The organism is Oscillibacter sp., from assembly GCF_032060045.1.
Classification (GTDB): Bacteria; Bacillota; Clostridia; order Oscillospirales; family Oscillospiraceae; genus Oscillibacter.
This window is the reverse complement of sequence record NZ_DAMBZJ010000007.1, coordinates 5389-30919: the sequence shown is the minus strand read 5'-3', so window position 1 is coordinate 30919 and position 25531 is coordinate 5389. Positions and strand designations below refer to the sequence as shown.

Sequence of the window (25531 nt, the reverse complement as noted above, 5' to 3'; positions counted from 1 at the left end):
CATTCTTGGCAAAAAACACTGGTCCTAAATAATCTCAGATATTTCCCTCAGTTGGCATAGATGTTGCTTGCTCTTATATTGATGAAGCTTTACTCCGCAAACCAGGCAAGTGGTCCGCAAGTGTGTATGCCGGGCCGCAAGGAAATTAAGGAGGAGATTATATGGGTAAATTCAAAGTCAGAAAAATTGGTTTTATCGTCGGCTTGTTGGTCATGCTGCTGCTGGCCTTTATGCCAACTCCTGAGGGACTGACCCTCGTGGGACAGCGTGTTTTGGCCGTTACTGTACTGATGGTTATTTTTTGGATGACCGAGGCCATACCCATTTCGTTTACGGCGCTGCTGCCTTTGATCCTATTCCCGCTTCTGGGGATTACCGGGGCAAAGGGTCAAAATGACATTCAATTATTTAAGCATTATGCATATCAGACCTGCTATCTGTTGGTTGGCGTGGGCTTTTTGTCCGGCGCCATGGTAAAGCACGGTTTGCATAAGCGGATTGCACTGGGCATTGTCAGTAAGATTGGCAAAAAGCCCAGCACCATGGTCTTGGGCTTTATAATCGCCGTGGGCTTTGTGTCCATGTGGATGTCCAACACCACGGCCACCGTGATGATGCTGCCTGTGGCTTTGGCAATCGCAAAGACGTTGGGCGATCGCGCGGAGGGTTTGAAAAAAGCATTGATTTTGTCCATTCCCTTCGCAGCCACATTGGGAGGTATGGCTACTGTCATTGGAACCACTACCAATCCAACAGGTATTGGCTTGATTCAAGAGACCATCGGCTTGACCATCGGCTTCACCGACTGGATGAAAATCGGTCTGCCCTTCGCACTGGTTCTGATTCCCTTGTTCTGGTTGTACATGGTCAAGTTTTTCAAGGTTGATAAAATGCCCAATATGGATATCGCCATTGCTCATCAGCAGTACAAGGAATTGGGCTCCTGGACCAAGGGCGAGAAACACACTGCCGCCATCTTTCTCCTGTGCGTTTTTCTGTGGATTACCCGTTCCAACCTCTGGGGTCAGTTTTTCCCCTTTGCAACGGATGAAACCGTCGCCATGCTGGGCGCTTTCTTGACGCTGGTGGTTCCTCTGAACTACAAAGAGGGCGAGTATGTCATGGATATGAAAACCGGCATGAGCGAAATCCCGTGGACTGCGGTCATTTTGCTGGGCGGCTCTATGGTGATGGGCAACGCCTTTAAGGATGCCGGCGTTGCTGCTTGGATTGCAGGTAAGATGACTGGTCTGGCCGGGCTAAACTCCGTTGTGATCGTCGTCATCGTGGGGGTTGTCACTGCGCTTTTGACCGAGTTGACTACCAATGCCGTGGTTGTGGCGGCTTTCCTGCCGGTACTTGCCTCTGTGGGCACGGCCATTGGCGTGAGTCCATTGGCCATGATGCTGGGCTGTATGCTGGCCTGTAACTTTGCCTTTATGCTGCCTCCTGCCACGCCCCCCAATGCTATCGCCTATGGCACCGGTGAGATTGAAATGAAGGATTTGATTAAGTGCGGTCTCGGCCTGAAGTTAATCTGCCTTGTCGTGTTTCCCTTTGTGCTCTATTTTATTACCATGGGTGTTTTTAAAATCGGAATTTGATTTTTGTCTACTTAAATATGATGCAAGCCGCCGCGCAAATTGCGCGGCGGCTTGGCTTTTCCACGTTGCTAAGAAAACGTAGGCACAGCTCTAGGCGCGATGGTGGCCATGGCGGTAAACATAGAATTGCCGTAAGACACTTCAAAGTCGTCGCCCGGGCAGCTGAGCGTCCTTCGGATGCTCAGCAGTCCCAGCCCCCCCTCCTGTTTGCGGGACAAAAGCTCTCCGCCAATTTTGCGGACCTGTCCATCAAAGGAGTTTTCCACCAGCAGTTTCAGATGATCGCCGTCCCACCGACCGCGAATATGAACGAAGCGAGGCCCAGTAAAGCACCGGCAAGCATCCAGCGCGTTTTCCAAAAGGTTGCCGATGACAATACATAAAGTCAAATCATCAATCGGAATGGTTCCCGGCAGATCCAGGTGCGTCTCCAGATGTACCTGATTTTCCCGGCATCTGCCCGAAAACTCCTGCAAAAGGCCATTAACAGCCTGATTCTGGCAAAATGTCTGCATAGCGGCGCTGTCTAGTTCTTTTTTCAGTTCGCTCAGATATTGGGTCTGTGTGTCTTTGTCCATATTCTGCAAAGCGTGAATATGATGGCGAAAATCATGCCGGATGATCCGAACCTGTTCAATATAATCCAGTATCTGATGATAGAGTTCCCTCTGCTGATAAAGAAGATGTTTTGCAACCTCCAACTCCTCGGTCACTTTTCTACGCTCCATCAGCTCTAAGAGGCTGTTTAATATCAAAACATACAACCCGACAATCATACTGCACAGGATGAAGAAAAACACCACCGCGCCAAATCCGCCCGTAGCCAGCGCGCGGCGTGAAAAAATGGTGCTGGTCCCCACAAACAGAAGAAGTAGAGAGATGGTGGGGTATGCAAGCAGCAGCGTGGGGGCTCGGACAGAGAGTTCTGCGAACAGCCGTTTTACGGCCTCTTTCATCCACAGGCGAATCCCCAGATAAAATCCAAATGCCGACAGAGCGGATACGATCACACAGATTTGAGAATAGGTCAGCTCTGTTCTGCCCAGCAGGGCCCATGCAATCAATTCATTTAAAGAGTCAGAGAGCACCGCAAATAACCAGGCCGACAGATACAGGAAAGTTTTTTCCAATACCCCCCCTTGAAAGAACAGCAACAGAATCAAAAAATAAAGAAAAGAGAACAGCCCCTGAACCATTACGAATATATTGTCGGGAATGTGAAACAGACTTTGCAGAAAGGTCATAATGACCCACAGATAAACCGAGATACTGGCAATATTCTCCCGGCTCTTGACTTTCGGCTCCAAACATACAAACACCGGCATCATCCGCACGGACAGCGTAATGAGATTGAGAAAGATTCGGCAGGCTTCATCATTCATGGAGTTCACCTGAGTCGGTGGCGGTAAAATGCCGCCTTGCTCTGTCGATAATAGCTCCGGGAAATCGGTGCCACCATGCTTTGTCGGAGAAGAAAACCGTTGGATTCCATCTGTTCCACACTGTCCAAATTCACAAGATAGCTCTGATGGCATCGGATAAACTGAGAATATTCCGCCAGACACCGCTCCAAATCACCCAGCTTGTGGGTGATGGGAAATCGCTCCCCGCTGCACAGTGTAACATAAACCCGATGCAGACGGCTTTCAAAATAAGCAACCTTTTCCAGCCGCAACTCCAGCGGGACGCGATTGCGGACGACCTGTATAGAAGCCGTTCGGCGCCCAAAGCAGTCTTTCAGAACCCGGTTCATGGTCTCCTCAAAGGCAGGCATCTGTATCGGTTTGAGAACAAAGCCCGCCGCACGGACGCTGTATCCTTCCACCGCTGATTCCAACGAGGACGTCACAAAAATGATAACCGGGTCGTCTTCCCGTTTCCGAAGCGTCCGGGCTGTCTCAAAGCCGGACAACTGCGGCATCATCACATCCAAAAAATAAAGGTCGTAGTTTTGATCTGCAGCTAAAAAATCGGTTCCGCTCTGGAAGGTTTCAATTTCCGCCGATATATTCCAGAGGCTGAAAAAGTCTGAGACATAGCCGGCCAGGCGGCTGCATTCAACTGCATCGTCATCACACACGGCAATTTGGAACATTTACATCCCTCCCAGAAAGAAGTCTGGCCACAGCAATTGCCCGTAAGCATTGACTTCACCGCCCAGACAGGCGGTTTTTTATATTTTATTGAATAATAATCTGCCAGTCAAGAGGCAAGGATGCCATATGTGGAGAACAATCTGATCCGTATCCACCATATTTGGTAGCTTTTTTACAGAAGTGGCAGTTTATCTCACAGTAAAGGGATGCTACATTAGTGTTATAGTAACAGGACTGTGTAGGAAGTCTTTTGGAGGAGGAAAATTATGCAGACAAATATGATTGTAACCACCATTGTTGTGGTCTACCTGCTGGGCATGCTGTGGATCGGCTGGTACTCTTCGACCAAGGTATCCACCAACACGGATTTTATGGTGGCGGGTCGGCGTCTGGGGCCTTTTTTGATGGCGGGCACCTTGGCTGCAACGGAGATTGGCGGCGGAAGCTCCCTTGGTGTTGTGCAAAACGGAATGTCCGGCTACGGGCTGAGCGCCGCATGGTACATCATTGCCATGGGTCTGGCGTTTGTCATTCTGAGCTTTGTGGCGCCGAAGTTTCGAGGGGCAACGGTAAAAACCGTGCCTGAATACTTCCGCAGGCGGTATGGAAAGTCCTGCGGGATTATCACATCCGTCATTATGCTTCTGCCTCTGATCGGCCTGACCGCCGGACAGGTCATTGCCTCGGCCGTTATTCTCTCCACCATGCTGAGCATCAACTATCAGGTTGCGGTCATTATCGTGGCCGTGGTGGTGACGGTTTACTCTATCATGGGCGGCCTTTGGAGCGTTACATTGACAGACTTTGTGCAGGTGTTTTTAATCGTGCTGGGTATGATTATCGCCGTTCCGTTTGCGTTGAAGGACGCAGGTGGTTGGGCGAATGTGACCGCCAATATCCCGGCAGGAACCTTGGATCTCTTCCAGGGCTATGATTTATTCGGAATCATTTCGCTCGTGGTCATGTATACTGCCACCTTTTCCGTGGGACAGGAAGCGGTTTCTCGTTTCTACGCGGCGAAAAACGAAAATACAGCCAAAGTCGGCGCGTGGATGGCGGCGCTTATCAACTTTATCTACGCGTTTGTCCCCACCATCTTGGGAATCATTACGCTGGCTTTGATTAACATGGGCAAGTTTGATGCCGCACAGTTTGAATCGGTAGGTGCGCGATACGCCCTGCCCGTACTGGCCATGCGGACAATGCCCGCCCTGATTTGCGGGTTGCTTTTTTCCGGAATTATTTCGGCAACCATGTCCAGTTCCGACTCCGATCTGCTGGGCGCGGGTTCCATCTTCGCAAACGACATTTACAAAGCGGTTTTGAAGCCCGACGCAACCAGTGCGCAGGTGATGCGGGTCACCAAAACTGTGATGTGCGTTGTGGGCGTGGCGTCCATGTTTATCGCGCTGTTCAATACCAGCAGCATCGTGTCCATTCTGATGTTCTGCTTCACTCTGCGGGCCGCCGGATCGTTCTTCCCCTATGTGATGGGGCATTACTGGAAAAAGGCGTCTACCGGCGGTACCATTGCCTCTTTGTTGGCCGGTACGCTGGTGGTGGTCTATCTGGAGCACATCTCCAAGGGCGTTCTATTTGGAATTAAGTTCAGTCAGCCGGTGATTCCCGGTTTGGTGGCAGCATTTATCTGCTTTATCATTTTCTCGCTTCTGATGCCGCCAAAGGTGGAAACCACGGAACTTGCCGCGGAAGAGGTCGACTAATCCAAAATCAGCCGCTGAATCATCCTATGAACTAAATTTGGGAAGCACATCCTGTTCAGAAGAAATCTTGCGGATGTGCTTCCCGAATTATTTGCTTGTTTAAAATGCCCTCGGAAAATACCGCCGGCCCATCTTGCCATGCGTCCCTCTTCGTGCTATGATGAGGCAAATAAAAAAGGGCAGGGTGATTTTATGATGTGGATGCGCAGCCGCGTTCTTGCTGTGCTCATCGCGGGCGTCAGCCTGATTATCGCGGTGAGTCTTGCCGTAGGCAGTCTTGTGGATTACAAGCAAAACGCCTCTGGTGGCATCAGTGCCACCGGCTCGGCCACAAGAGATTTTACATCCGATTTAATCGTGTGGCGGGGCAGTTTTTCCGCCTATGGACAGTCCACCACGGAGGCGTATGCGTCCATCCAGCACGACGCGGACGTGGTTCGGAACTATTTGCTGTCCCACAACGTTCCGGAGGAGAGCATCGTCTTTTCCTCGGTGACCATCGAGCCCGACTACCGGGAGATTTACAATGATAACGGCAATTATGTTGACTCGGAGCTGAAGGGATATTCTCTCAGCCAGCGGCTCACCATTCAGTCCTCAGACGTGGAGGGCATTGAGCTTATTTCCCGGGACATTACGGAGCTGATTGGACGGGGCGTGAACTTTTATTCGGAATCCCCGGAGTATTACTACACCAAGCTGGGCGAACTGAAACTGGAGCTGATCGACGCCGCCACCACGGATGCCAAGGCCCGCGTGGACATCATGGCAGAGCAATCCAACGGAAAAGTGGGAAAGCTGCTCAGCGCCGACCTTGGAACCTTCCAGATTACTGCGCAGAATTCGGCAGAGGATTCCTACGTTGCCGGTGGCGCGTTTAACACCTGGTCCCGGGAAAAAACCATGTTTATTTCCGTCCGGCTTCATTATGCGCTGCGATAAATTGGGGAACCGGCTTCTGCGCCCCATGAAAAAGCACCCTTTATCCAAGTGACATTCCAGAAAGTGAGAATCCGAACCCGCCTTTGTTAAGGTGGGGTTCGGATTCTTATCATTTATGCCATCGATTCAGAAAGGAAACACCGGCGTTTCCGTTTCATTAGTATTTTCCAAGACCACTGGCCGCCATAGAAACTGCCCGCCCGGATACGGCCTGTACCTTTTTGAAGTCTCCCTGCTGCTGATCTGAAGAGCGCTCTTCTGGTGTTTTGGAAACCGACTCGCTCTTCGGAAGATGGCTCCCCGGGCTCAGCTTGAATACGCTGACATAATCCTTCAGAATGTCAGCCTGCGCAGAAAGTTCCTCGCTTGCGGCGGCACTTTCTTCGGCGGACGCCGCGTTATTCTGCACAACCTGAGAAATCTCCGCAATCCCCTGATTGATCTGCTCAAGAGCCGCTGCCTGCTCATGAGAAGCCGCGGCAATGGCATTCACAAGCTCTCCCGCCTGCGAGACTCCCACCACAATTTTGCTCAGCGCATCGGCCGTATCATTTGCGATTATGGTTCCCGCTGCAACCTTATTTATGGAGTTTTCAATCAATTCCGTGGTTTCCTTGGCTGCTTTGGAGGACTGTGCAGCAAGACTTCTAACTTCCTCGGCAACAACCGCGAACCCCTTTCCATACTGGCCTGCCCGGGCTGCTTCCACTGCGGCATTAAGCGCAAGAATATTTGTCTGGAAGGCAATATTTTCAATCACCTTGATGATCTTGTTGATGTTTTCCGAGGATGCGTTGATTTCATTCATAGCGCGGAGCATCTCCGCCATCTGCGCATTGCCTGCATCCGCATCTTTTTGAATATTTCCCGCCAATTCGTTTGTTTTTTGCGCGTTCTGCGCGGTTTGAGTGGTCTGGGAAGTAATTTCTTCCATGGACGCCGACAGTTCCTCAACAGAGCTTGCCTGTTCTGTTGCGCCTTGCGAAAGCGATGTGCTGGAGTCTGCCACGAGCCCCGCGCCAGAATCCACTTGGTCCGCGGATGTAACAATGGAAGCTGCAAGACCGTGGAATTTTTCCACAAGCTCCGAAAGTGCCTTGCCCATTATGTCCTTTTCAGAACGGACCGTTACTGCCAACGATAAGTCTCCCGTCGCCACGGTTTCCAGTTCACGGCTGAGTTTTACCGTTCCTTCTATTAGCTTATTAAAGGCGAGCGCAACCTTTCCGATCTCATCCTTGCGCTTTTTCACTTGTGTATCTTCCTCTGTTACTAAACCGTATATGTCAACATCTCCAACAGCTATATGCTCGGAAACCATTTCAATCATTTTAAGCGGTTTGCTGATAATACCAGATGTGAAAATGCTCAAAAACAAGGAAATGACAAAGGATACAACAATTAAAATAATCATAATCACCATTGCTATAGATGCCGCCGCCTTATTATTTGCAAGATTCTCCTGTGCGTTGGCTTCTTTCTTTTGTGTAAGTAGCTCAAAGTTTTCAGCGGCATTTTGGGCCTGAGGCGCCCCTTCATGAATGAGCGCCAGTATCTCTTCCTTTACTTTTCCCGCCTTGGCATCTTTAATTATGTTATTAACTGTATCTGCATAGGCTTCATACGCCGTCATGGTTGAATCATATAGCTGTTGCCCTTCATCGCTCGTAATGGTTTCGCTGTATTTCTCCATTTGAACCTGCACCGCGTCCATTTGCGCTGTTATTTCTTGATAGTATTTATCACGCCCCGTATCATAGTAAATATAAAGGTTGCGAATTGCGACTCTAATCTCCTTGAAGCTGCTCTCCGCTTCATTGCAGTAAACGATTCCCATGGTTTGATTGTCGTAGGTGGTTTGCTGGTCACTGTTCATTTGCAGCATGTTGAAAATCCCGACAGCGCCGACTACGATTCCTAAAATTGATATAAAGAGAAACCCAAAAACTAATTTTTTCGATATCTTTAAATTTTCAAACCACTTCTTCATTTTCCCGACTCCTTCAAATCTTCACGGCAATGTGTCAATCCGCTGTACCGTGATACTTTTATTTACACATTTTGATTGCCCTTCAGGGACAGGCGGAACCGATGCGGATATCTTCCGTGTTCAGCAGCCTCATCCAGTCGCACAGCAGTATCGGCATTTTGCGCGACTCTTCCATATTTTTACATGCTCGGCGCCGGTTCCATATCTTAGGTTCGATTTCTGCACGATATTTTTGCCGAGCGGGACTATTCGAAACTGTCTTTTATAGAGTCCTTTATTCAAAGCTATTTTTAAAAAGACTGGCCATGATCTCACTCCCTTAAACTTTTTTTAGAAACACGTTTTGCACTTTTAAAAACTTGCTCACACGACGATGAATAGGGTGCACCTTATTCAGCACATCCTATTTGATGGGAACAAATCCATTGGCCGTAGTTTGTCAAAGACTGCGGAATCGCAACGCAAGAACGTTGCGATTCCTGCATAATTACATATTTACGACGGAAGTAGTGACGGCGTTTGAAGCAATTACCATATGCGTGATGTGCAGCTCGTTGAGCTTGTCCATTGCAATTTTTTTCTGTTCCATGAGAGAATGAGCGTAAATGTTTAGGGTAATTGAGACGTTGGCATGCCCCAAAATTTCGCTCAGTGTTTTAATATCAACGCCAAGTTCCAATGCTCTTGTGGCGAAGGTATGACGAATCGCGTGAAATTTGTGATCCTTTACGCAAGCGTCCTTTAAAACCTTTTTGTACAGCTTTTGATAAGCCCTTGGGTCTGTCGGAGTGTTTGTACCCGAAATCAAATAGCAGTTTTCGCTGGTGCATTTATAGCTGTACTTTTTATGCATATCCAGGAGAAAGGCAGGCAGGGGTATCTTTCTCATAGATTTCTGACTTTTCGGCGCGCCCACAAGGAGTTTCGTTTTGCAATTACCACCCTGCATGTTTTTTACGCGAGTCACTGTTTTTGTTACAGACATTGTGCCGGCCTCATAATCAAAATCACTCCATTTCAGAGCGCAAAGCTCACCAAGTCGAATCCCGGTATAAAATGTCAGAAGAATACCAAGCGTTCGGATATCCTCAGAATGAGAAATGGCGTTTTCGATCAGCCGCTGTTCATTGATTGAGAATACCTGCACCTCCGTGTTTTAGTCTTTGGCAACTTGACAGCTTCCATTATGACGGAATATGTGGGCCAGCCCTTCACAATCTCTTTTAGCGCAGTCTTAAAAACAGTTAGTATTTTTCTCTTATAGGCTTCGGAAAGCGTAGTGTATTGATTGATAAACGCGGTGAATCGTGCGACTGAATATTCTGTAAGGCTTTCATTTCCGGGCTTTTCAAAAAAGGGAATTACATAGTGCTGCATGCAGGAAAAGTAGTTTCCAAAGGTTGACGCTTTCACGTGATTGATAATATCTCCTTGCAGCCAACACGCAAATAATTCTGCCGCACTTTCAACCGGTCTTTGTTGTTTTATTTCCCGCGGTTTTATGTGCTCCTTGTAATTTTTTTGCTTATTCTTAACCTCTTTGTACGTTTTAGCATAGACATAACAGTATTTTCCGTCTGCCTTGAGAATACGTCCCTCCCAGCGGCCGTCTTTACGTTTATAAACATTTTCTCCTCTTCTTGGCATGTTACTGCTCCTCTCGTGAATGACTTGAATTTTGACGGCGATTAGATCACCAAATACAGAAAAAACCTCTGCGTTTTCATCTGAGTATATCGGATATTTCACCATCACCAACAATTATTTTAATTTACAGACCAAATGGGGTTATTTTATAATCGAAACGGGTCGATAAATAAGATAATTGGTGATACAAAGCCTCCGCAGTCTTTGACAAACTACGGCCAATTTTTGTATTTTAAAGGTCCTAATTTATGGAAGTCCAATTTGTATGGGTATACACTAAAAAAGCCTTTATCGACTGGTAAAAGCTATGGAACCCTTCTCGCAAAGCATAGCAATGCCTTGAAAAAGCCTGTTTAGATTCTGCATAGTCACGCCTGCATTCTATGGAGTGGCAGGTGTCACTACTGCTGAAGACAAAAAACAAGGGCGTTGAGGAGATAAATCCTCGGCGCCCACGTTTTTACGTTGCCTGAGTAAGTCAAAGCACTTACCTCCGGCAAGAAATCTTAAATCATTTTCATTCTCGAATTTTTCTGCTCAAGCCTTAATCGCACCCACCTTTCAATAGAGACCCACCATCAGACTTGCCCCAATGGGCAAGTCTTTTTTCTGTTTATTCCACTAATTTTAATATTTTTTACCCACTGCAGCCCAAGACTTGTAAGTCCTTTACCACCTCATCGCAACGAATCGACAAAACTATTACGCATTTGTCTTTGCAACGAGTACGAGAATCGTTGCGGAGCATGGGTGTACTTTCTTCCATTTTGGGGAAGCTAGGCCGCTTATGCAGGGTTGCAACGTGCTGCATGAATTTTTTCACTCGAACAGGAGACTAATAAAGAAGTATTATCCTGTTCTTATCGGAAAGCTGTCAGGATGTCTTGCAAGAGATACCGTCATATATGGAGGATTTCTTAAATTAGGAGGAGCCTCAATTGCAGATCTTCTTAAAGAAAATTAATTTTTATATCCCTCTGTCGGTTGTGTTAGTAATACTGTTTCTATTGTCTTGTTTTGTTCTATTCATGGTCTATTATCGACTTAAAAACGTTAGAAAAAGCGTAAATATGTCGGCTTCTTCATCCGAAGCGGATCCGCAGGGCCCAAGCGGGTGGGAAAAGCAAATGATGGATCTGGCAGAAGGCCACGGGAGGATTAGCCTGACGGGATACAGCTTTGTTCTAAACGACCACAATCAGGCCGCCTATAGAAAGTTGAATCAAATCCGAAACAGCATTTCTGCCGTATCCGCCGATATTATTTTTCTGATTCCAGCGGCACGCTGGCTTTTTGATAATTTTCAGATGTTATATCGGGAAATCAAAAAAGTGCGCACTCTGGCAATTGGCCACACCGCATTGCCTATTTTAAAAGGGAAAGAATACCGGGATTTTCCCCGCATCTATATCGTGGCAAAAAAGATGGTCGCTCTTTCCGGGGGACATCTGAGCGAAGAAACCATTTCCGTAATGCTGAAAGCATATCAGCAGAAGGTGCCGCTTACGGATAGAGAGATCTGGGCTTTTCCGGGAGTGCTGGGCTTTTGTATTCTTGAAGAGATTCTTACAACCGCCGATGAAATTCTTCGTATAATTAACGTGAAGTTAAAGGCGGAAGAATTTTTCCGTGATAAGTTGGAGGAGCTAAGGGAGCCAGCGAACCTGTCCGCGCTGCTTTGTAAAATAGAGGATAACTTGAGGCTGAATTGTTCGTTCCATTCCCATATAATCTATCTGTTGAAAAACATGTCCTTCAACGAGGCTTCCATTCAAAGATATCTGGAATATCATCTTTCACCGCAAGAAAGGCCGGTGAAGACCTCCGTTATATTTCAGACGGAAGGAAAGACGGAATCAGTTCTTGAAACAACTATCCGGACTTTAATTGTTAGTCTGAGAGATATTAACGAAGTGGACGAAGAGGAATTTTTTGCGCAATATTCCTGTCTGGAACGAATTTTATCACAGGACCCGGACGGTATCTATCAAACGATGGATTTGGAATCCAAGGGTATGTACCGCGGAGTCATTGTTGCGCTATCGCGTCGATATCGGCTGGCAGAGGAAACAATTGCGAAGGACTGCTTGGAACTGGCGGTTCAGGGAAGAGAAGACCTGCACTGCTCCCATCATGTGGGGGCTTATCTTCTGGGTAAAGGATATCCGGTTCTGAAAGCAAGAACGTTGGGAAAACCAACTCCCACAAGCATAAAAAAGCAAATGAATGTGAAGGGTTTTCTTTATTTTCTCACCCTGTTCCTAATTTTTTCAGGGTTAAGCGCCTGCGCGCTCTATGCGTTCCGTGCCCTTGGCGGACTGAGGAATACCGTCCGGTGTATAATCGTCCTTCTGGCGGCGATACCGCTGCTCTTGGGGATTTCCACAGAGATCACAAATTTTATATTTACCAGAAGAATTCGCGTTAAGAAGATCCCCTGCTTGAACTATCTAAAGGAACTGCCGCAAGAAGCACGGACCTTTGTGGTCATGCCGGTGATCGTCTCTTCCACGGAACAGGGCCTGACGTATATGGATCGCCTTCAAAAGCATTATCTGGCGAACCGACAATCGAATCTTTTTTTCGCGCTGCTGCTCGATTTTGAGGATTCCCCGCATCCGTCCGTGCCAAAAGACGGGGTGATTGAACGCGCTCTTACTGCGCGTATGAAAGAACTGAATGAACTCTATCCGTCTGAGTATCCGCGCTTTTCCCTGTTTTTCCGCTGCCGCAGATGGAATGAAGCAGAGAGTTGCTACATGGGGTGGGAGCGCAAGAGAGGGAAGCTGGAAGAGTTTAATAACCTTCTAAGCGGTACGAGCGTTGAGAACACCTCATTTTCGTCCATTTACTGCAACCTTGAACTTCTTTCCACCTTCCGCTATGTGATAACGCTGGATGCAGACACAAACCTACTTCGTGACAACGCCGCAAAGTTGGTGGGCCTGATTGACCACCCTTTGAATCAACCAATTTTGGACCCCGCCAATGAAACGGTGAAAGAGGGCTATGTCATCATACAGCCCTCGGTCAGAAATCATATCGCGGATAAAAACGGCAGTAAATTTACGAAAATTTTTTCGGGAGAATCGGGCCTCGCCCATTATGGGGCCGTCATATCAGATATCTACCAAGATATTTTCAACGAAGCAATTTACACTGGAAAGGGCATCTACGACATCAACGCATTCCACAAGGTGCTTCGAAATAAGGTGCCGGAGAACCGAATTCTCAGCCATGACCTTTTTGAAAGCTGCTATGCCCGGACAGCCTTTTCCAGCACGGCTAAAATTATGGACAATTTCCCAAGCAGCGTCTTGTCCTTTGCCAAAAGGGAACACCGCTGGCTGCGCGGGGACTGGCAGTTATTACCCTGGCTGTTTCAGAAAAAGGCCCCGGATGGGAAACCCCTATGCCCACTTTCAAAGTGGAAAATCTTTGACAATCTAAGAAGAAGTCTGGTACCGCTGAGCAAGGTGCTGCTGATCCTGCTAAATTTGGCGTGGATGCCAAATGCAGCCTATCTTTGGCTGCCCTTTGTTTTTTTTAATGACCTGTTTTCTCTGGTGATTCTGCTGTTCGCAGTAATCGTCCGGAAGCTTATCCGCCCGGAGCTGGCCTTTGTTTATAAGAGCTTTTTAAAAGATGTTGCCGTGATGCTGGAAAGGGCGTTACTGGAGTTTACGATCACTCCCTACCGCGCCTATATCGCATCCGACGCAATGCTCCGAACCCTGTATCGAATTTTTATCAGCAAAAAGAACCTGCTTCACTGGAATACGGCGGAATCCGTGGATGCCTCCATCATCAACACCAGAAGAGGATATTTTCTAAGCATGTGGAGCTCCCTCCTTCCTGCGCTTGTGCTTGCGGTCTTGTTATTTGCGGGCTATCTAAACCCTGCGGAAATGCTTCTAACCGGAATTATTATGGTCGACTGGGTGGCCGCCTTTGAAATCGCATACCGAATCAGTCGGCCGCAAAGCAGAATTCATTCCAAGGAGAATGCACAGGGCAATGAACTGCTTCTGGATACCGCACGCAGAACTTGGCTTTTCTTTAAAGAGCTTTCCACGAAAGAGAACAACTGGCTTTGCCCAGATCATTGTCAGATCTCGAAGGCCGAAAAAATCAGTGATAAAACATCGCCCACTAATATCGGACTTCAGTTTCTTGCTATCCTCTCGGCCAGAGATTTCGGGTTTGAAACGCTGAGTTCCACGGTTGAAGCCACGGAAAACCTGCTGGAAACTGTGCACAAGATGCCAAAATGGAGGGGACACCTCTATAACTGGTATGATATTAAGTCTCTGGAGATACTCAACCCCGCCTATCTTTCAACCGTAGACAGCGGCAATTTTCTGGGGCATCTGGTCGCCCTGAAAAGCGGGCTTTTAGAACAGATTGACAAGCCCGTCTATCCAGATCGTTTTCTGTCTGAGCTCATGGCCGCCGTTCAATACAGCAACGAGGAAATTCAGCGCAACGCAGGAGATTCTCCTGACAACCACCTTAGGGCCGAGTATCAAAGCATTGGAGAGCTGGTAGAAGATATCACGGACATCTGGGAAGACTTAAACGCGAGAAGCCTCCGACCAGCCGGGGACTATTCCTGGAGCAGGCACCTGATGCGCCTCATCGACAGCACCGTCCGGGAAACCTCTGCCTTAAACCTAAAGGAAGTAGGTGTTTCTTCTTGTCCTTCACTCCGCCGTATTGCGGCGGGAGATAATCAATTTGCCGGTGACATGGTAAAGCGGATCAAAGTGCTGAGCGATCAGATTGACTGTATTTTGAAAAATACTGATTTCCGCTTTCTATTTGACGAGCGGAGGATGCTATTTCACATCGGATATCATGTATCCTCGCATACGCTGGATGAGGGCTGCTATGACCTGATGGCGTCGGAGTCCTCGCTCACCAGCTTTCTCGCGATCGCCATGGGGCAAGTGCCGCTCAAGCATTGGTATAAGTTAGGGAGGCCCTTGACCATCGTCAACGGTATTCCGTGCTTTGTATCCTGGAGTGGCACGATGTTTGAATATCTGATGCCAAATCTTGTGCTCAAGGAATACGAAGGTTCCGCCTATGCGCAGACTTCTCTGGCAGCGGTGCTTCAGCAGATGAACTATGCAAAGGAGGCGGGAATTCCGTGGGGAATTTCGGAATCCCAGTATTACCGCTTTGATCTAAACTCAAATTACCAGTATAAAGCCTTCGGCGTCCCAAAGATTCGTCTCCAGCCGGTTCGTAAGGACTCGTTGGTGGTTGCGCCTTATGCAACAATGTTGGCGCTGGAAATTGCAGGAGAGAAGTGCATTGAAAATTTAACGCGCCTGAAAGACCTCGGCGCCTTCGGCACTTACGGCTTCCTTGAATCCGTTGATTTCAATGTGCCGAATTCTGCGGAGCTGAAGCCTTATTGTATTGTTAAATCTTATATGGCGCATCATCAGGGAATGAATCTTGCCGCCATGAACAACTATTTGAATCAGGGTATTTTGCGGCAGAGGTTTCATGCGGAAATGATGGTCAAGGCTACGGAGGTCTTGTTGGAAGAAAAACGCCAGTCCTACCTGATTTCGATTGCGCGGCAGGGGTACACGATCAAAATCGGAAATTCCCTGTTTAAAGAGGATCATTACAGCAATCGGTATATCAACAGCACGGCTTTGAATCCGCCGATTGTGGATTATCTGTCAAATGGTAAGTACTCCCTAATGATTACCTCGGATGGAGATGGCTTCAGCCAGTATGAGGACCGGATGCTCTATCGCTGGCGACCTGATGTTTACGCAAATACAGGAAATTATATCTATATCAAGGACTTGGAATATGGCAACCTGTGGAGCACCGCTTATCATCCAACCAAAAAGGAACCGGACCAGTACGAGGCGGTGTTCTGTCCCCACCGCGCGGAATTTAAACGCAGAGATGGAGATATCTCGTCAGATACGATTGTCAGTCTGGATGCGGACCGTACCTTTGAGATACGCAAGGTGATCCTCACCAATCACGGAAGTCGGGAGAAGCGGCTGGAAGTGACCAGTTACGTGGAGGTCGTGGACGACACCTATTTGGCGGAGTTAAGCCATCCTGCGTTCAACAAGCTTTTTCTGGAGAGCGAGTATCTGGAAGAGCAAGAACTCTTCCTCACAAAAAGGCGGCAAAAAACGGACTCGGAGCAATCCTATGTGGTGCATCTTGTAAAAACGGGAGCGAACCTATGCAAAAAATTGGAGTATGAGAATGATAGGAAGCGCTTTATCGGAAGAAACAACACTCTGGAGAATCCAGACGCTGTGGTTAACAGCATTGCTTTCCATCACGCGGGCTTTTGCAATGATCCAATTATGAGCCTTCGGGCACAGCTTTGCATCGGGGCAGGAGCGACCGCCTGCATCTCCTTTATTACCGGGGTGTGCAGCAGCAGGGAAGAGGCGATCAAGGTGGCGGGAGAACTAAATGCAGGCTATCGGATTGACGATATTCTGGAAAAGTTTAGACTGCAAAAAAACCTGGAATTAAAGTATTTGGAAATTACCGGGCCACAGCTGAATGCCTTTCAGAACTTAATTGGCCCGGTATTCTACCCTGCGCGTGGTTACCGGGGGCCGGATGAGACGATCAGACGAAACTATATGAACCAGAGCTTTTTGTGGAAGTTTGGCATATCCGGTGATCATCCCATTTTGCTTTTGACCGTTCGGTCCATCGAAGAGGAACGAATCGTAAAAGATGTATTAAAGGCTTATGAATATCTGAGGATGAATCGTGTTCTGGTAGATTTGCTGATCCTGATTGATTCCAAACATGGTTATCTTCAGGAGGTGGATGAATTTATTAACGATATGACAAGCTCTCTTCGAATCTATGATTCCAGCAATGAACGGCCAAGCTTTTTCACCCTGCACACGTATGATATGAAACCGGCGGAGATCGATTTGCTGTATACGGCAGCGCGGATTGTATTTTCCGGGCAGACGGGGATTTATTTTACCGATGGAAGTGAAAATCCACAGGAGCCGCTTGAACAGTATTAGAGCTTCTCCGCCCGATAAAGAGCAATGAGTCTCGAACGAAAGTCTTGCCTGCTTTGACCCAGCGCGGCAAATTTCAGCCAAACAGGCTCTAATCTTTTGATGGCTCCAACAGTAAGTCCTAACGATAAGGAGGAGGATGCTTTGGACACGGCATATGCGCCAGAAAAGCAGGACAACGACGCGGACACGCATGAATATTTTAACGGCTTCGGAGCATTTGTCAGTGGAGGCAGAGAGTATGAAATCCTGCTGGAGGGTGATGCCAGACCGCCGTCGCCCTGGATTAACGTCGTCTCAAACAAGAGCTTTGGATTCCAAATATCTGAATCCGGCGCGGGTTTTACCTGGAACATCAACAGCAGGGAGAACAAGATTACGCCCTGGTCCAACGATCCGGTAAGCGACAGAGCTGCCGAAGTGATCTATATTCTGGATGAGACGACTGGCGAGGTGATGACGCCGGTGTCCCTCGGAAGGTCGGATCGGGGTGTTTACCGGGTCAGACACGGTTTTGGATACAGTCGGTTCCTTCATCAGGAAGCGCTTGTGGATCAGGATCTGACGGTTTTCACTCCTTTGGATGAGTCTCTGAAACTTTGGAGCCTGAAGCTGACAAATCGCTCGGATAAGATAAAATATCTGAGCCTGACCTATTATGTGGAATGGGTGATGGGCACGGACAGGGAACGCACCCATTCCTATATCCTGACCTCCTATGACAATGAACACGAGTGCTTCTTTGCAAAAAACATCTACACGATGAATTTTCATGACATGTATTCTTATCTGTTTTCCAGTGAGCCCATCGTCGGCTATACCGGCGACAGACAGGAGTTTCTGGGGCAAAAGGGTGGTATCCGGGAACCAAGGGGAGCGGAAGTCAAGCTTTCGTGCCATACGGGCGTATGTGATGATCCCTGCGGAGCAATACAGGTATCCGTTGCCATACAGCCCCAAGAGACCAAGACGGTGCTGTTCGGGTTGGGGCAAAGCGGAAACCTTGACGAGATATTCAATATTAAACGCAAGTATAAAGATGGCGCCGCTGAAAGAGAACTTGACCGAGTAAAAGCCGAGTGGGACAAATTATTGGGAACCGTTCAGGTAAAAACAACGGACAGGGCCTTGGATATCCTGATGAACGGCTGGCTGCTCTATCAGACACTGTCCTGCCGCATTCAGGCAAGAACAGGATTTTATCAGTGCGGCGGGGCATATGGATACCGGGACCAGCTTCAGGACGCCCTTTCGCTTCTCCTTGCGGATTCGGGAGTTCTGCGCAGGCAGATTTTGCTTGCCTGTAGCAGGCAGTTTGAAGCGGGGGATGTTCAGCACTGGTGGCATCCTCCTACGGGAATCGGGGTCAGAACGAGAATTTCGGATGATTTGCTGTGGCTGCCTTATTGCACCGCCGCTTATATCCGAAGCACCGGAAACGTTGATATTTTAAAGGAACAAGTTCCTTATATCAAGGGTCCCACACTGGAAGCAGGCCAGAGCGATGTGATGTTCACTCCGGAAGTGTCTGAGCAAGTTGAAAGCGTTTATGCGCATTGCAAAAAAGCAATCGGCCGGACCCGCTTTGGCGCACACGGACTTCCCCTGATGGGAGGCGGCGACTGGAACGATGGCATGAACGAGGTGGGCGCAATGGGGAAGGGAGAAAGCGTTTGGCTGGCCTGGTTTTTTTACACCGTACTGGGCGACTTCATTCCCCTATGCAATCAGGAAGGCGATGCCGCCTACGGCCGGGAGCTGGAGCAGAGACGGGTTGCCTTGCTTCAAAGCATCGAAGAGTGTGCCTGGGATGGGGAGTGGTACCTCCGTGCATTTTATGACGACGGTTCAAAGCTGGGTTCAAAGGAAAACGACGAGTGCAGGATTGACTCCATCAGCCAGTCTTGGAGCGTGATCTCAAGAGGGGCGGAGAAGGAGCGGGCGAAAACAGCTATGCAATCGGCATGGCGTTATCTGGTGCGGGAAGAAGATGCCCTTTCCCTGCTTCTGGCCCCGCCGTTTCATAAGACCGCCAAAAATCCGGGTTATATTAAAAACTATATTCCCGGTTTGCGGGAAAATGGAGGCCAGTATACCCATGCGGCGGTCTGGCTGGCAATTGCCGCATCCATGCTGCACGAGAATAACATGGCGCAGACCTTGTTTACTATGCTGAACCCCATTTATCTTACGCAAAACAAAAATGATGTCCTCCGGTACGAGAAAGAACCGTATGTAATGACGGCGGATATATCTCTTAGTCCGCCTTATACCGGAAGAGGCGGCTGGAGTTGGTATACCGGTTCCGCCGGCTGGATGTATCAGGGGCTGCTAAACTGGTTTTTGGGCATCCGAAAAACAGGAAATGAGCTGATTATTGATCCGGTAACGCCTGCAATGTTTGGGGACTTTTTCATTAAATATCGGTATGGAACCTCTCTCTATGAAATCAGGGTTGAAAGCAGAAGCAAAGGAACCCTCACAACCGAAGCAATTACCGTGGACGGGAAATCCATTCAGGGGAACCGACTGTTTCTGGAGGATGACGGACAAACGCATCAAATTGTCGTGTAGATTCTGCCTTGTCAATCCGCCAAATGATGAAACCGTGAAAACAGACGACTTCACGCGCAGAAAGAGACCGGGTCCAAGTCCAAATGATCTGGAATTCAAATTTCATTGTTCAAGCATCAAGAAGACCGTCGACTAAAGTCGACGGTCTTCTGTTCTCTGTATTTAAGCAGGGCTGTCCTTAGAGATGCCATAGATCCTATAAGCACACTCGAAAAACCTGGGTGGCGGGTTTTGCAGCCCTCTTGTTGAAAACTCTACGGAGCGTTGATTGATTCTTCTTCGGAAATCGCTTACACTACGGTTGATGAGAAATTATGCTTGGACTTCAGCAAAGTAGGCACGAATTATATGTCTTATAAAGGCATCGAGAAAAGGAAAAGGAGGTTCACAATGGACTTTGTGAAACGGAAGGAACTGAAAAACGCCTATAAAGAAAAATTGGCCGTCGGCGGCATCTACCGCATCCAGTGTAACGGGAACGGACGCACTTGGGTGAAATCCACACCCAATCTGGCAGGCCAGCAGAACAAGTTTGCCTTTTCTGTTTCGACCAATTCCTGCCCGGAACCAGCCATGCGAACCGAGTGGATGAACTATGGATTACAGTCGTTTTCATTTGACGTTCTTGAAGTATTGAACAAGAAAGAAACGCAAACGGATCGTGAGTTTTTGGAAGATATTCAGGCTCTTCACAAAATATGGCTGGAACGGCAGCGGCAGGACGGAGGCTTAGATGGAACAGATTATTAAGATCAAGCAGTTTCTTGATGATTCCGGGAAAATTAAGCAATTGCCGCAAAAGCAGAAAGTGAGACACGCCCTTTTGGAATATCTGGCGGAAAAATTTGAAGTTGACCATACGTATTCAGAACAAGAAGTCAACAGTATCTGCAGCCTGTGGCACACCTTCGGAGATTACTTTCTCCTTCGGCGGGAGCTCGTCGACCACGGTCTTTTGTGTCGCGAACGGGATGGATCCCGCTACTGGAGAGCACAGACCGCCGGACAAGAAACGGAGCTTAATCGTGAATCGTGAATTTCATCCCATTGATCGGAATACTTGGGGCAGGACGCCGTATTTTTACTATTTTACAAAGATGCTTCCCACCGGGTATAGCCTCACGGTTGAAGTAGACATTACAAACGCCTATCGCACGATTAAAAAAGCGGGTAAAAAATTCTTTCCTGCTTACTTGTATCTGGCATCGCGTCTGGTTTCCCAGCAGCAGGAATTCCGTATTGCCGAGCAGAATGGACAATTGGGATATTATGAAGTACTACACCCTTCTTATGCCTGTTTCCACGAGGATGATAAAACCATGTCCTGCTTATGGACGGAGTATGACTCGAATTTTGAGACCTTTTATCTCAATTATACGGAAGACCAAAGGCAATACGCAGGCATTCACGGGATCGTGGCAAAGACGGATCTTCCCCAAAACAATTACATGGTTGGTATGTTGCCCTGGACACAGTTTGCAAGCTATACGCCCGTGCCTTACGGCAGCGGCAGCAACTATTTTCCGGTATTGCAGGCGGGAAGATTCTTTGTCAAAGGCGACCGCAAAATGATGCCCCTCTCAATAACTGTGCATCATGCCGTGGCGGATGGCTACCATGTCGGTCGGTTTCTACAAAGCTTTCAGGATAGTATGCTTGCTCCGGAAGAGTGGATGGGTGTTATGTGAGATAAACGTGCTCTAAAGAATGAATAGTGTATTCTACGAGACCCCGATCACGCAGGTGAAGGAAATTGACAGAATGATATCGCCAAGGTGCTCTTTTTGTTTAAATGCTGCCTGTCAATTGATTCTAGCTATGTAGGACCTTCTTTATTGAAGCACTCTATGTGATGGAAACATCCGACTTGAAGAGGACGGAACATCTCCGGCTTATGTCAATCTATTCCCAAAGCCCCCCAGTATCTCATACTGGGGGGCTTTGAAAATCCAATATTGTTACCGGCGGCCCCGGGTCTTCAGTCTTGCCATAGCCCGGGCCAAGGAGGCCTTGGAATTATAGTACTCCGCAATACTCTGCTTGTGGTGCAGGCGTTCCTCGGCCCGTTGCCGGGCTTCCTCCGCCCGCTTGAAATCAATCTCCTCCGGATGCTCCGCCGATGCCACCAGCATAATGACATAGTCCGGTGTGATCTCCGCGAAGCCGCCGCTCACAACAGCGGGATACCAGATGTCCTTGGTTTGATAGCGCACTTCTCCCGGCTCCACGGCCACCACCGTGGCCTCGTGCCCCGGAAGAATTCCGTATTGCCCGTCCTGGATGGGCAGCATCAGTGCCTGCGCTTCTCCCGTATAAAACTGGCCGCCAACCGTAACGATCTCCAGATAAAAGGTTTTTTTCATGAATCATCCGCCCCTTCCCACGAACGCTCCAGCTGCTTACGAAACGCCCAACGCTTTTGCCTTCTCGGCCACTTCATCAACTGTGCCCGTCATGCTGAACGCCGCCTCCGGGAAGCGGTCTGTCTCGCCGCCCAGAATCGACTCGAAGCTGCGCAGCGTATCCTCCAGCTTGACATAGCGGCCCTGCAGGCCGGTAAAATTCTCCGCCACAGAAAACGGCTGGGAGAGAAATTGCTGCACCTTTCGCGCACGTTCCACCGTCAGCCGGTCAGTCTCGGACAGTTCTTCCATTCCGAGGATGGCAATGATGTCCTGCAGCTCGCTGTATCGCTGCAAGAGCTCCTGTACAGCCCGGGCGGCATTGTAATGGCGCTGGCCCACAATATCCGGCTCCAAGATGCGGGAGGTGGATTCCAACGGGTCCACCGCAGGGTAAATTCCCATTTCCACGATTTTGCGGGAGAGCACGGTGGTGGCGTCCAGATGGGCAAATGTGGTGGCGGGTGCGGGGTCCGTGAGGTCGTCGGCCGGGACATAAACCGCCTGTACAGAGGTAATGGCCCCATCTTTTGTGGAGGTAATCCGCTCCTGCAGTATGCCCATTTCGTTGGCAAGGGTGGGCTGATAGCCCACGGCGGAGGGCATCCGCCCCATCAGGGAAGACACCTCGCTGCCCGCCTGAATATACCGGAAGATGTTGTCGATAAACAGCAGCACATTTTGCTTTTCATGGTCGCGGAAATACTCCGCCATCGTCAATCCCGTCAGGGCCACGCGCATTCTGGCTCCGGGCGGTTCGTTCATCTGCCCGAATACCAGAGCCGTCTTGGACAGGACCCCCGAATTTCCCATCTCGTGCCACAGGTCGCTGCCCTCCCGGGTACGCTCTCCCACGCCGGTGAACACGGAATAGCCGCCGTGTTCCGTGGCGATGTTGTGAATCAGCTCTTGAATCAGCACGGTCTTTCCCACACCCGCACCGCCAAACAGGCCGATTTTGCCGCCCTTGGCATAGGGCGCCAGCAGGTCGATCACCTTAATGCCCGTCTCCTGTATGTGCACCACGGGACTTTGATCCTCAAATTTTGGTGGCTTGCGGTGAATCGGCCATTTTTCCGCGACACTGACCTCTCCCTTCTCGTCAATGGGATCGCCCAGCACGTTGAACATCCGGCCCAGCACTTCCTTTCCCACAGGGACGGAAATCGGGCCTCCGACGGCGACCACCTCCGCGCCCCTGCCCAGCCCCTCGGAGGGGGAGAGCATGATGCATCGAACTGTGTTGCCGCCCATATGCTGGGCTGCCTCCATCACGGCCTTTTCGCCATTCAGGCGGACCTCAAGGGCATCCTTAATGGACGGAAGCTTTCCTGCCGGAAACTCCACATCCACCACGGGCCCCATAACCTGAACGACGGTTCCCTTGTTTTCAGACATAAAATCACTCTTTCCGAACTTGTTACGAAGCACTACGCGCTCATTGCCGGCTGGCCTGCGCACCGCCCACCACCTCGGTAATTTCCTGCGTAATGGCGGCCTGCCGGGCGCGGTTATATTGCAGATTCAACTGCCGGATCAAATCTCCGGCGTTTTTTGTGGAATTGTCCATGGCGGTCATCCGCGCCTGCTGTTCCGAGCAAAAGGATTCCACCAGCAGACTGAAAAACATGCCGTTGACATAGCGGGGAACCAGCGAAGTCAGCACCGCCGTCTCAGATGGTACATACGTCATAGAGTGCACATATTTGGACGGAGCGTCGGGTTTCCATGGAAAGGTGTCCCGGCTGAGGGGAAGCAGCTGTACCATCCGCGCCTCCAGCGTCATGGAAGTCACCATCTCCGTATAAACGGCGTACAGCGCGTCCAGCCGTCCCAGCCGGTATTCCTGTGTCAAAAAGGTCCCCATTTCCCGGGCCCGGTGCATATTGGGATTTTGCGTGGAAAACGGAAATTCCTGCACGGGAATCTTCCGTTCCCGAAACCAGGAAAGGCCCACCTGTCCCACCACAAATATCCGGCAGTCAGGCGTTTTTGCCACCGCTTCCTGCGCCAGCTTGAGTACATTGTGATTGTAAGCACCTGCTAGACCTTTGTCACCGGTAATAATGACGTAGGCAACAGACCCCTGAGAACGCTCGGCGCGAAATGCCGGGTCCAGATACGGGTGCGTCAGCTCGGGAGAGCGGTGGAGAATATCCGTGATGGTTCTTTCAATCCGGTCAAAGTATGGCTTCACATCGCTGAGTTGTTTGCGCGCTTTTCGCAGATTGTTCGAGGAAATCAGGTACATGGCGTTGGTAATTTTCCGAGTTTCCTGCACACTGCGGATATGGGAACGAATTTCCTGCATACTTGCCATCGGGCGTCACCGCCCTTCTTTTCCGGCAGGCACGGCCCCGGTGCGCGCTTTATACGCCGCAAGCTCAGCGCGGATGGTCTGCGCCGCCGCGTCAGAAATCACGCCGGTTTTTTGGATTTCTTCCGTCACCTCTGCATGGAGAGACTCCAGTTCGTCCACAAAGCCGCGGACAAACGCAGAAACCCGGCTCTGCGGTACGTCGTCCAAGAGTCCGCCCGTGGCCGTATAGAGAATCACCGCCTGACGGTACATCGGCATGGGATGATAAAGGGGCTGCTTGAGCAGCTCCATCATTCCTTTGCCGTGGTCAAGAAGCTTTTGGGTGGATGTGTCCAGATCGGAGGCAAACTGATTGAACACCTCCAGCTCCCGGAAGCGGGCCAGATCAATCCGCAGCGTGCCTGCGGCTTTTTTGATGGCCTTGGTCTGGGCCGAGCCTCCCACGCGGGACACGGACAGTCCCACATTGACGGCCGGCCTTTGCCCGGAGAAAAACAGGGTTGACTCCAGATAAATCTGCCCGTCGGTGATGGAAATGACGTTGGTGGGAATATAGGCCGACACATCGCCTGCCTGCGTCTCAATAATGGGCAGTGCCGTCATGGAGCCTCCGCCGTATTTTTTTGTCAGACGGCAGGCGCGCTCCAGCAGGCGGGAATGAAGGTAAAACACATCGCCGGGATAGGCCTCTCGTCCGGGGGACCGTTTCAATAAGAGCGAAAGCGTGCGGTAAGCCACAGCGTGCTTGGAAAGGTCATCATAGACAATCAGCACGTCTTTGCCCCGGTCCATAAAATATTCGCCCACGGCGGCGCCGGTATAGGGGGCAATATATTGTAGTGGGGCAGGCTCGCTGGCGGTGGCAGAAATGATGATGGAATAGTCCATCGCTCCGTATTTTTCCAGCGTGTCCCGCACCTGCGCCACACTGGACGCTTTTTGTCCGATGGCCACGTAAATGCAGATCATGTCCTGCCCCTTCTGGTTGATGATCGTGTCCACCGCAATGGCGGTCTTTCCGGTCTGGCGGTCTCCGATAATCAGCTCCCGCTGGCCCCGACCAATGGGGACCATAGCGTCGATGGCCAAAATCCCCGTCTGCATGGGCACATTGACCTCTTCCCGGGTCACAACGCCGCTGGCCTCGTGTTCAACGGGGCGGGTTTCGGTGGTTTCCACGGGGCCTCTTCCG

Annotated in this window: 17 protein-coding genes; 8 read left to right on the top strand and 9 right to left on the bottom strand. The window is 49.6% G+C overall.

The features are described from left to right. The first annotated feature begins 161 nt into the window (after positions 1 to 161). Positions 162 to 1604 (top strand): DASS family sodium-coupled anion symporter, encoded by a 1443-nt coding sequence (locus RT018_RS04400; protein ID WP_312939642.1) that lies wholly within the window; start codon positions 162 to 164, stop codon positions 1602 to 1604. Between the two features lie 68 nt (positions 1605 to 1672). Here RT018_RS04400 and RT018_RS04395 read toward each other — a convergent pair whose 3' ends face one another. After that, positions 1673 to 2986 carry a GHKL domain-containing protein gene (locus RT018_RS04395; RefSeq protein WP_312939640.1) on the bottom strand — a complete coding sequence of 438 codons (1314 nt, stop codon included), beginning with the start codon at positions 2984 to 2986 and terminating at the stop codon, positions 1673 to 1675. A 5-nt stretch (positions 2987 to 2991) separates the two neighbouring features. Continuing rightward, positions 2992 to 3699: a LytTR family DNA-binding domain-containing protein gene (locus RT018_RS04390; protein WP_312939639.1), complete on the bottom strand. Its 708-nt coding sequence runs from the start codon at positions 3697 to 3699 to the stop codon at positions 2992 to 2994. A 267-nt stretch (positions 3700 to 3966) separates the two neighbouring features. On the opposite strand from RT018_RS04390, the gene RT018_RS04385 reads away from it, so the two are divergent. Then, positions 3967 to 5424: a sodium:solute symporter family protein gene (locus RT018_RS04385; protein ID WP_312939638.1), complete on the top strand. Its 1458-nt coding sequence runs from the start codon at positions 3967 to 3969 to the stop codon at positions 5422 to 5424. A 192-nt stretch (positions 5425 to 5616) separates the two neighbouring features. Continuing rightward, positions 5617 to 6366 (top strand): SIMPL domain-containing protein, encoded by a 750-nt coding sequence (locus RT018_RS04380; protein ID WP_312939637.1) that lies wholly within the window; start codon positions 5617 to 5619, stop codon positions 6364 to 6366. A gap of 157 nt (positions 6367 to 6523) precedes the next feature. Here RT018_RS04380 and RT018_RS04375 read toward each other — a convergent pair whose 3' ends face one another. The 3 genes from RT018_RS04375 to RT018_RS04365 form a co-directional block, all read right to left on the bottom strand. Then, entirely contained in the window at positions 6524 to 8356 is a 1833-nt protein-coding gene (locus RT018_RS04375) for a methyl-accepting chemotaxis protein (protein WP_312939635.1), read from the bottom strand. Positions 8357 to 8843: 487 nt separating this feature from the next. Then, positions 8844 to 9503: a site-specific integrase gene (locus RT018_RS04370; RefSeq protein ID WP_312939632.1), complete on the bottom strand. Its 660-nt coding sequence runs from the start codon at positions 9501 to 9503 to the stop codon at positions 8844 to 8846. Next, entirely contained in the window at positions 9470 to 10003 is a 534-nt protein-coding gene (locus RT018_RS04365) for a hypothetical protein (protein ID WP_312939630.1), read from the bottom strand. Before RT018_RS04365 ends, RT018_RS04370 begins: the two co-directional genes overlap by 34 nt. Before the next feature lie 1127 nt (positions 10004 to 11130). Between RT018_RS04365 and RT018_RS04360 the strand changes: the two genes are divergently transcribed. The 5 genes from RT018_RS04360 (at position 11131) to RT018_RS04340 (ending at position 21305) form a co-directional block, all read left to right on the top strand. Further along, positions 11131 to 17046, top strand: a complete 5916-nt coding sequence (locus tag RT018_RS04360; protein WP_312939628.1) for a glucoamylase family protein — start codon at positions 11131 to 11133, stop codon at positions 17044 to 17046. A gap of 141 nt (positions 17047 to 17187) precedes the next feature. After that, the gene (locus tag RT018_RS04355) at positions 17188 to 19617 is read left to right on the top strand and encodes a GH36-type glycosyl hydrolase domain-containing protein (protein ID WP_312939626.1); all 2430 of its coding nucleotides are present in this window, start codon (positions 17188 to 17190) and stop codon (positions 19615 to 19617) included. 390 nt (positions 19618 to 20007) lie between these two features. Then, positions 20008 to 20367, top strand: a complete 360-nt coding sequence (locus RT018_RS04350; protein ID WP_312939625.1) for a GIY-YIG nuclease family protein — start codon at positions 20008 to 20010, stop codon at positions 20365 to 20367. Continuing rightward, on the top strand, positions 20351 to 20653 hold the full coding sequence (locus tag RT018_RS04345) for a DUF2087 domain-containing protein (protein ID WP_312939624.1): 303 nt from the start codon (positions 20351 to 20353) through the stop codon (positions 20651 to 20653). Before RT018_RS04350 ends, RT018_RS04345 begins: the two co-directional genes overlap by 17 nt. After that, positions 20643 to 21305, top strand: coding sequence for a chloramphenicol acetyltransferase (locus tag RT018_RS04340; RefSeq protein WP_312939623.1), 663 nt, complete (start codon positions 20643 to 20645; stop codon positions 21303 to 21305). The genes RT018_RS04345 and RT018_RS04340 overlap by 11 nt, the downstream gene beginning before the upstream one ends. Before the next feature lie 270 nt (positions 21306 to 21575). Here RT018_RS04340 and atpC read toward each other — a convergent pair whose 3' ends face one another. The 4 genes from atpC to atpA form a co-directional block, all read right to left on the bottom strand. Continuing rightward, positions 21576 to 21980, bottom strand: a complete 405-nt coding sequence (gene atpC / locus RT018_RS04335) for an ATP synthase F1 subunit epsilon (RefSeq protein WP_312939621.1) — start codon at positions 21978 to 21980, stop codon at positions 21576 to 21578. Between the two features lie 36 nt (positions 21981 to 22016). Next, on the bottom strand, positions 22017 to 23417 hold the full coding sequence (gene atpD, locus RT018_RS04330; RefSeq protein WP_312939620.1) for a F0F1 ATP synthase subunit beta: 1401 nt from the start codon (positions 23415 to 23417) through the stop codon (positions 22017 to 22019). A gap of 40 nt (positions 23418 to 23457) precedes the next feature. Beyond that, the gene (gene atpG, locus RT018_RS04325; protein ID WP_312939618.1) at positions 23458 to 24339 is read right to left on the bottom strand and encodes an ATP synthase F1 subunit gamma; all 882 of its coding nucleotides are present in this window, start codon (positions 24337 to 24339) and stop codon (positions 23458 to 23460) included. Positions 24340 to 24345: 6 nt separating this feature from the next. After that, on the bottom strand, positions 24346 to 25531 hold a 1186-nt coding region (gene atpA, locus RT018_RS04320), incomplete at its 5' end, for a F0F1 ATP synthase subunit alpha (protein WP_312939616.1).

Coding starts and splice junctions, on each gene's coding strand:
- RT018_RS04360 (WP_312939628.1), top strand. CDS start 11,131: ATGATGGATCTGGCAGAAGGCCACGGGAGGATTAGCCTGACGGGATAC.
- atpD (WP_312939620.1), bottom strand. CDS start 23,417: ATGTCTGAAAACAAGGGAACCGTCGTTCAGGTTATGGGGCCCGTGGTG.
- RT018_RS04375 (WP_312939635.1), bottom strand. CDS start 8,356: ATGAAGAAGTGGTTTGAAAATTTAAAGATATCGAAAAAATTAGTTTTT.
- RT018_RS04390 (WP_312939639.1), bottom strand. CDS start 3,699: ATGTTCCAAATTGCCGTGTGTGATGACGATGCAGTTGAATGCAGCCGC.
- RT018_RS04395 (WP_312939640.1), bottom strand. CDS start 2,986: ATGAATGATGAAGCCTGCCGAATCTTTCTCAATCTCATTACGCTGTCC.
- RT018_RS04385 (WP_312939638.1), top strand. CDS start 3,967: ATGCAGACAAATATGATTGTAACCACCATTGTTGTGGTCTACCTGCTG.
- RT018_RS04400 (WP_312939642.1), top strand. CDS start 162: ATGGGTAAATTCAAAGTCAGAAAAATTGGTTTTATCGTCGGCTTGTTG.
- atpC (WP_312939621.1), bottom strand. CDS start 21,980: ATGAAAAAAACCTTTTATCTGGAGATCGTTACGGTTGGCGGCCAGTTT.
- RT018_RS04380 (WP_312939637.1), top strand. CDS start 5,617: ATGATGTGGATGCGCAGCCGCGTTCTTGCTGTGCTCATCGCGGGCGTC.
- atpG (WP_312939618.1), bottom strand. CDS start 24,339: ATGGCAAGTATGCAGGAAATTCGTTCCCATATCCGCAGTGTGCAGGAA.
- RT018_RS04350 (WP_312939625.1), top strand. CDS start 20,008: ATGGACTTTGTGAAACGGAAGGAACTGAAAAACGCCTATAAAGAAAAA.
- RT018_RS04345 (WP_312939624.1), top strand. CDS start 20,351: ATGGAACAGATTATTAAGATCAAGCAGTTTCTTGATGATTCCGGGAAA.
- RT018_RS04365 (WP_312939630.1), bottom strand. CDS start 10,003: ATGCCAAGAAGAGGAGAAAATGTTTATAAACGTAAAGACGGCCGCTGG.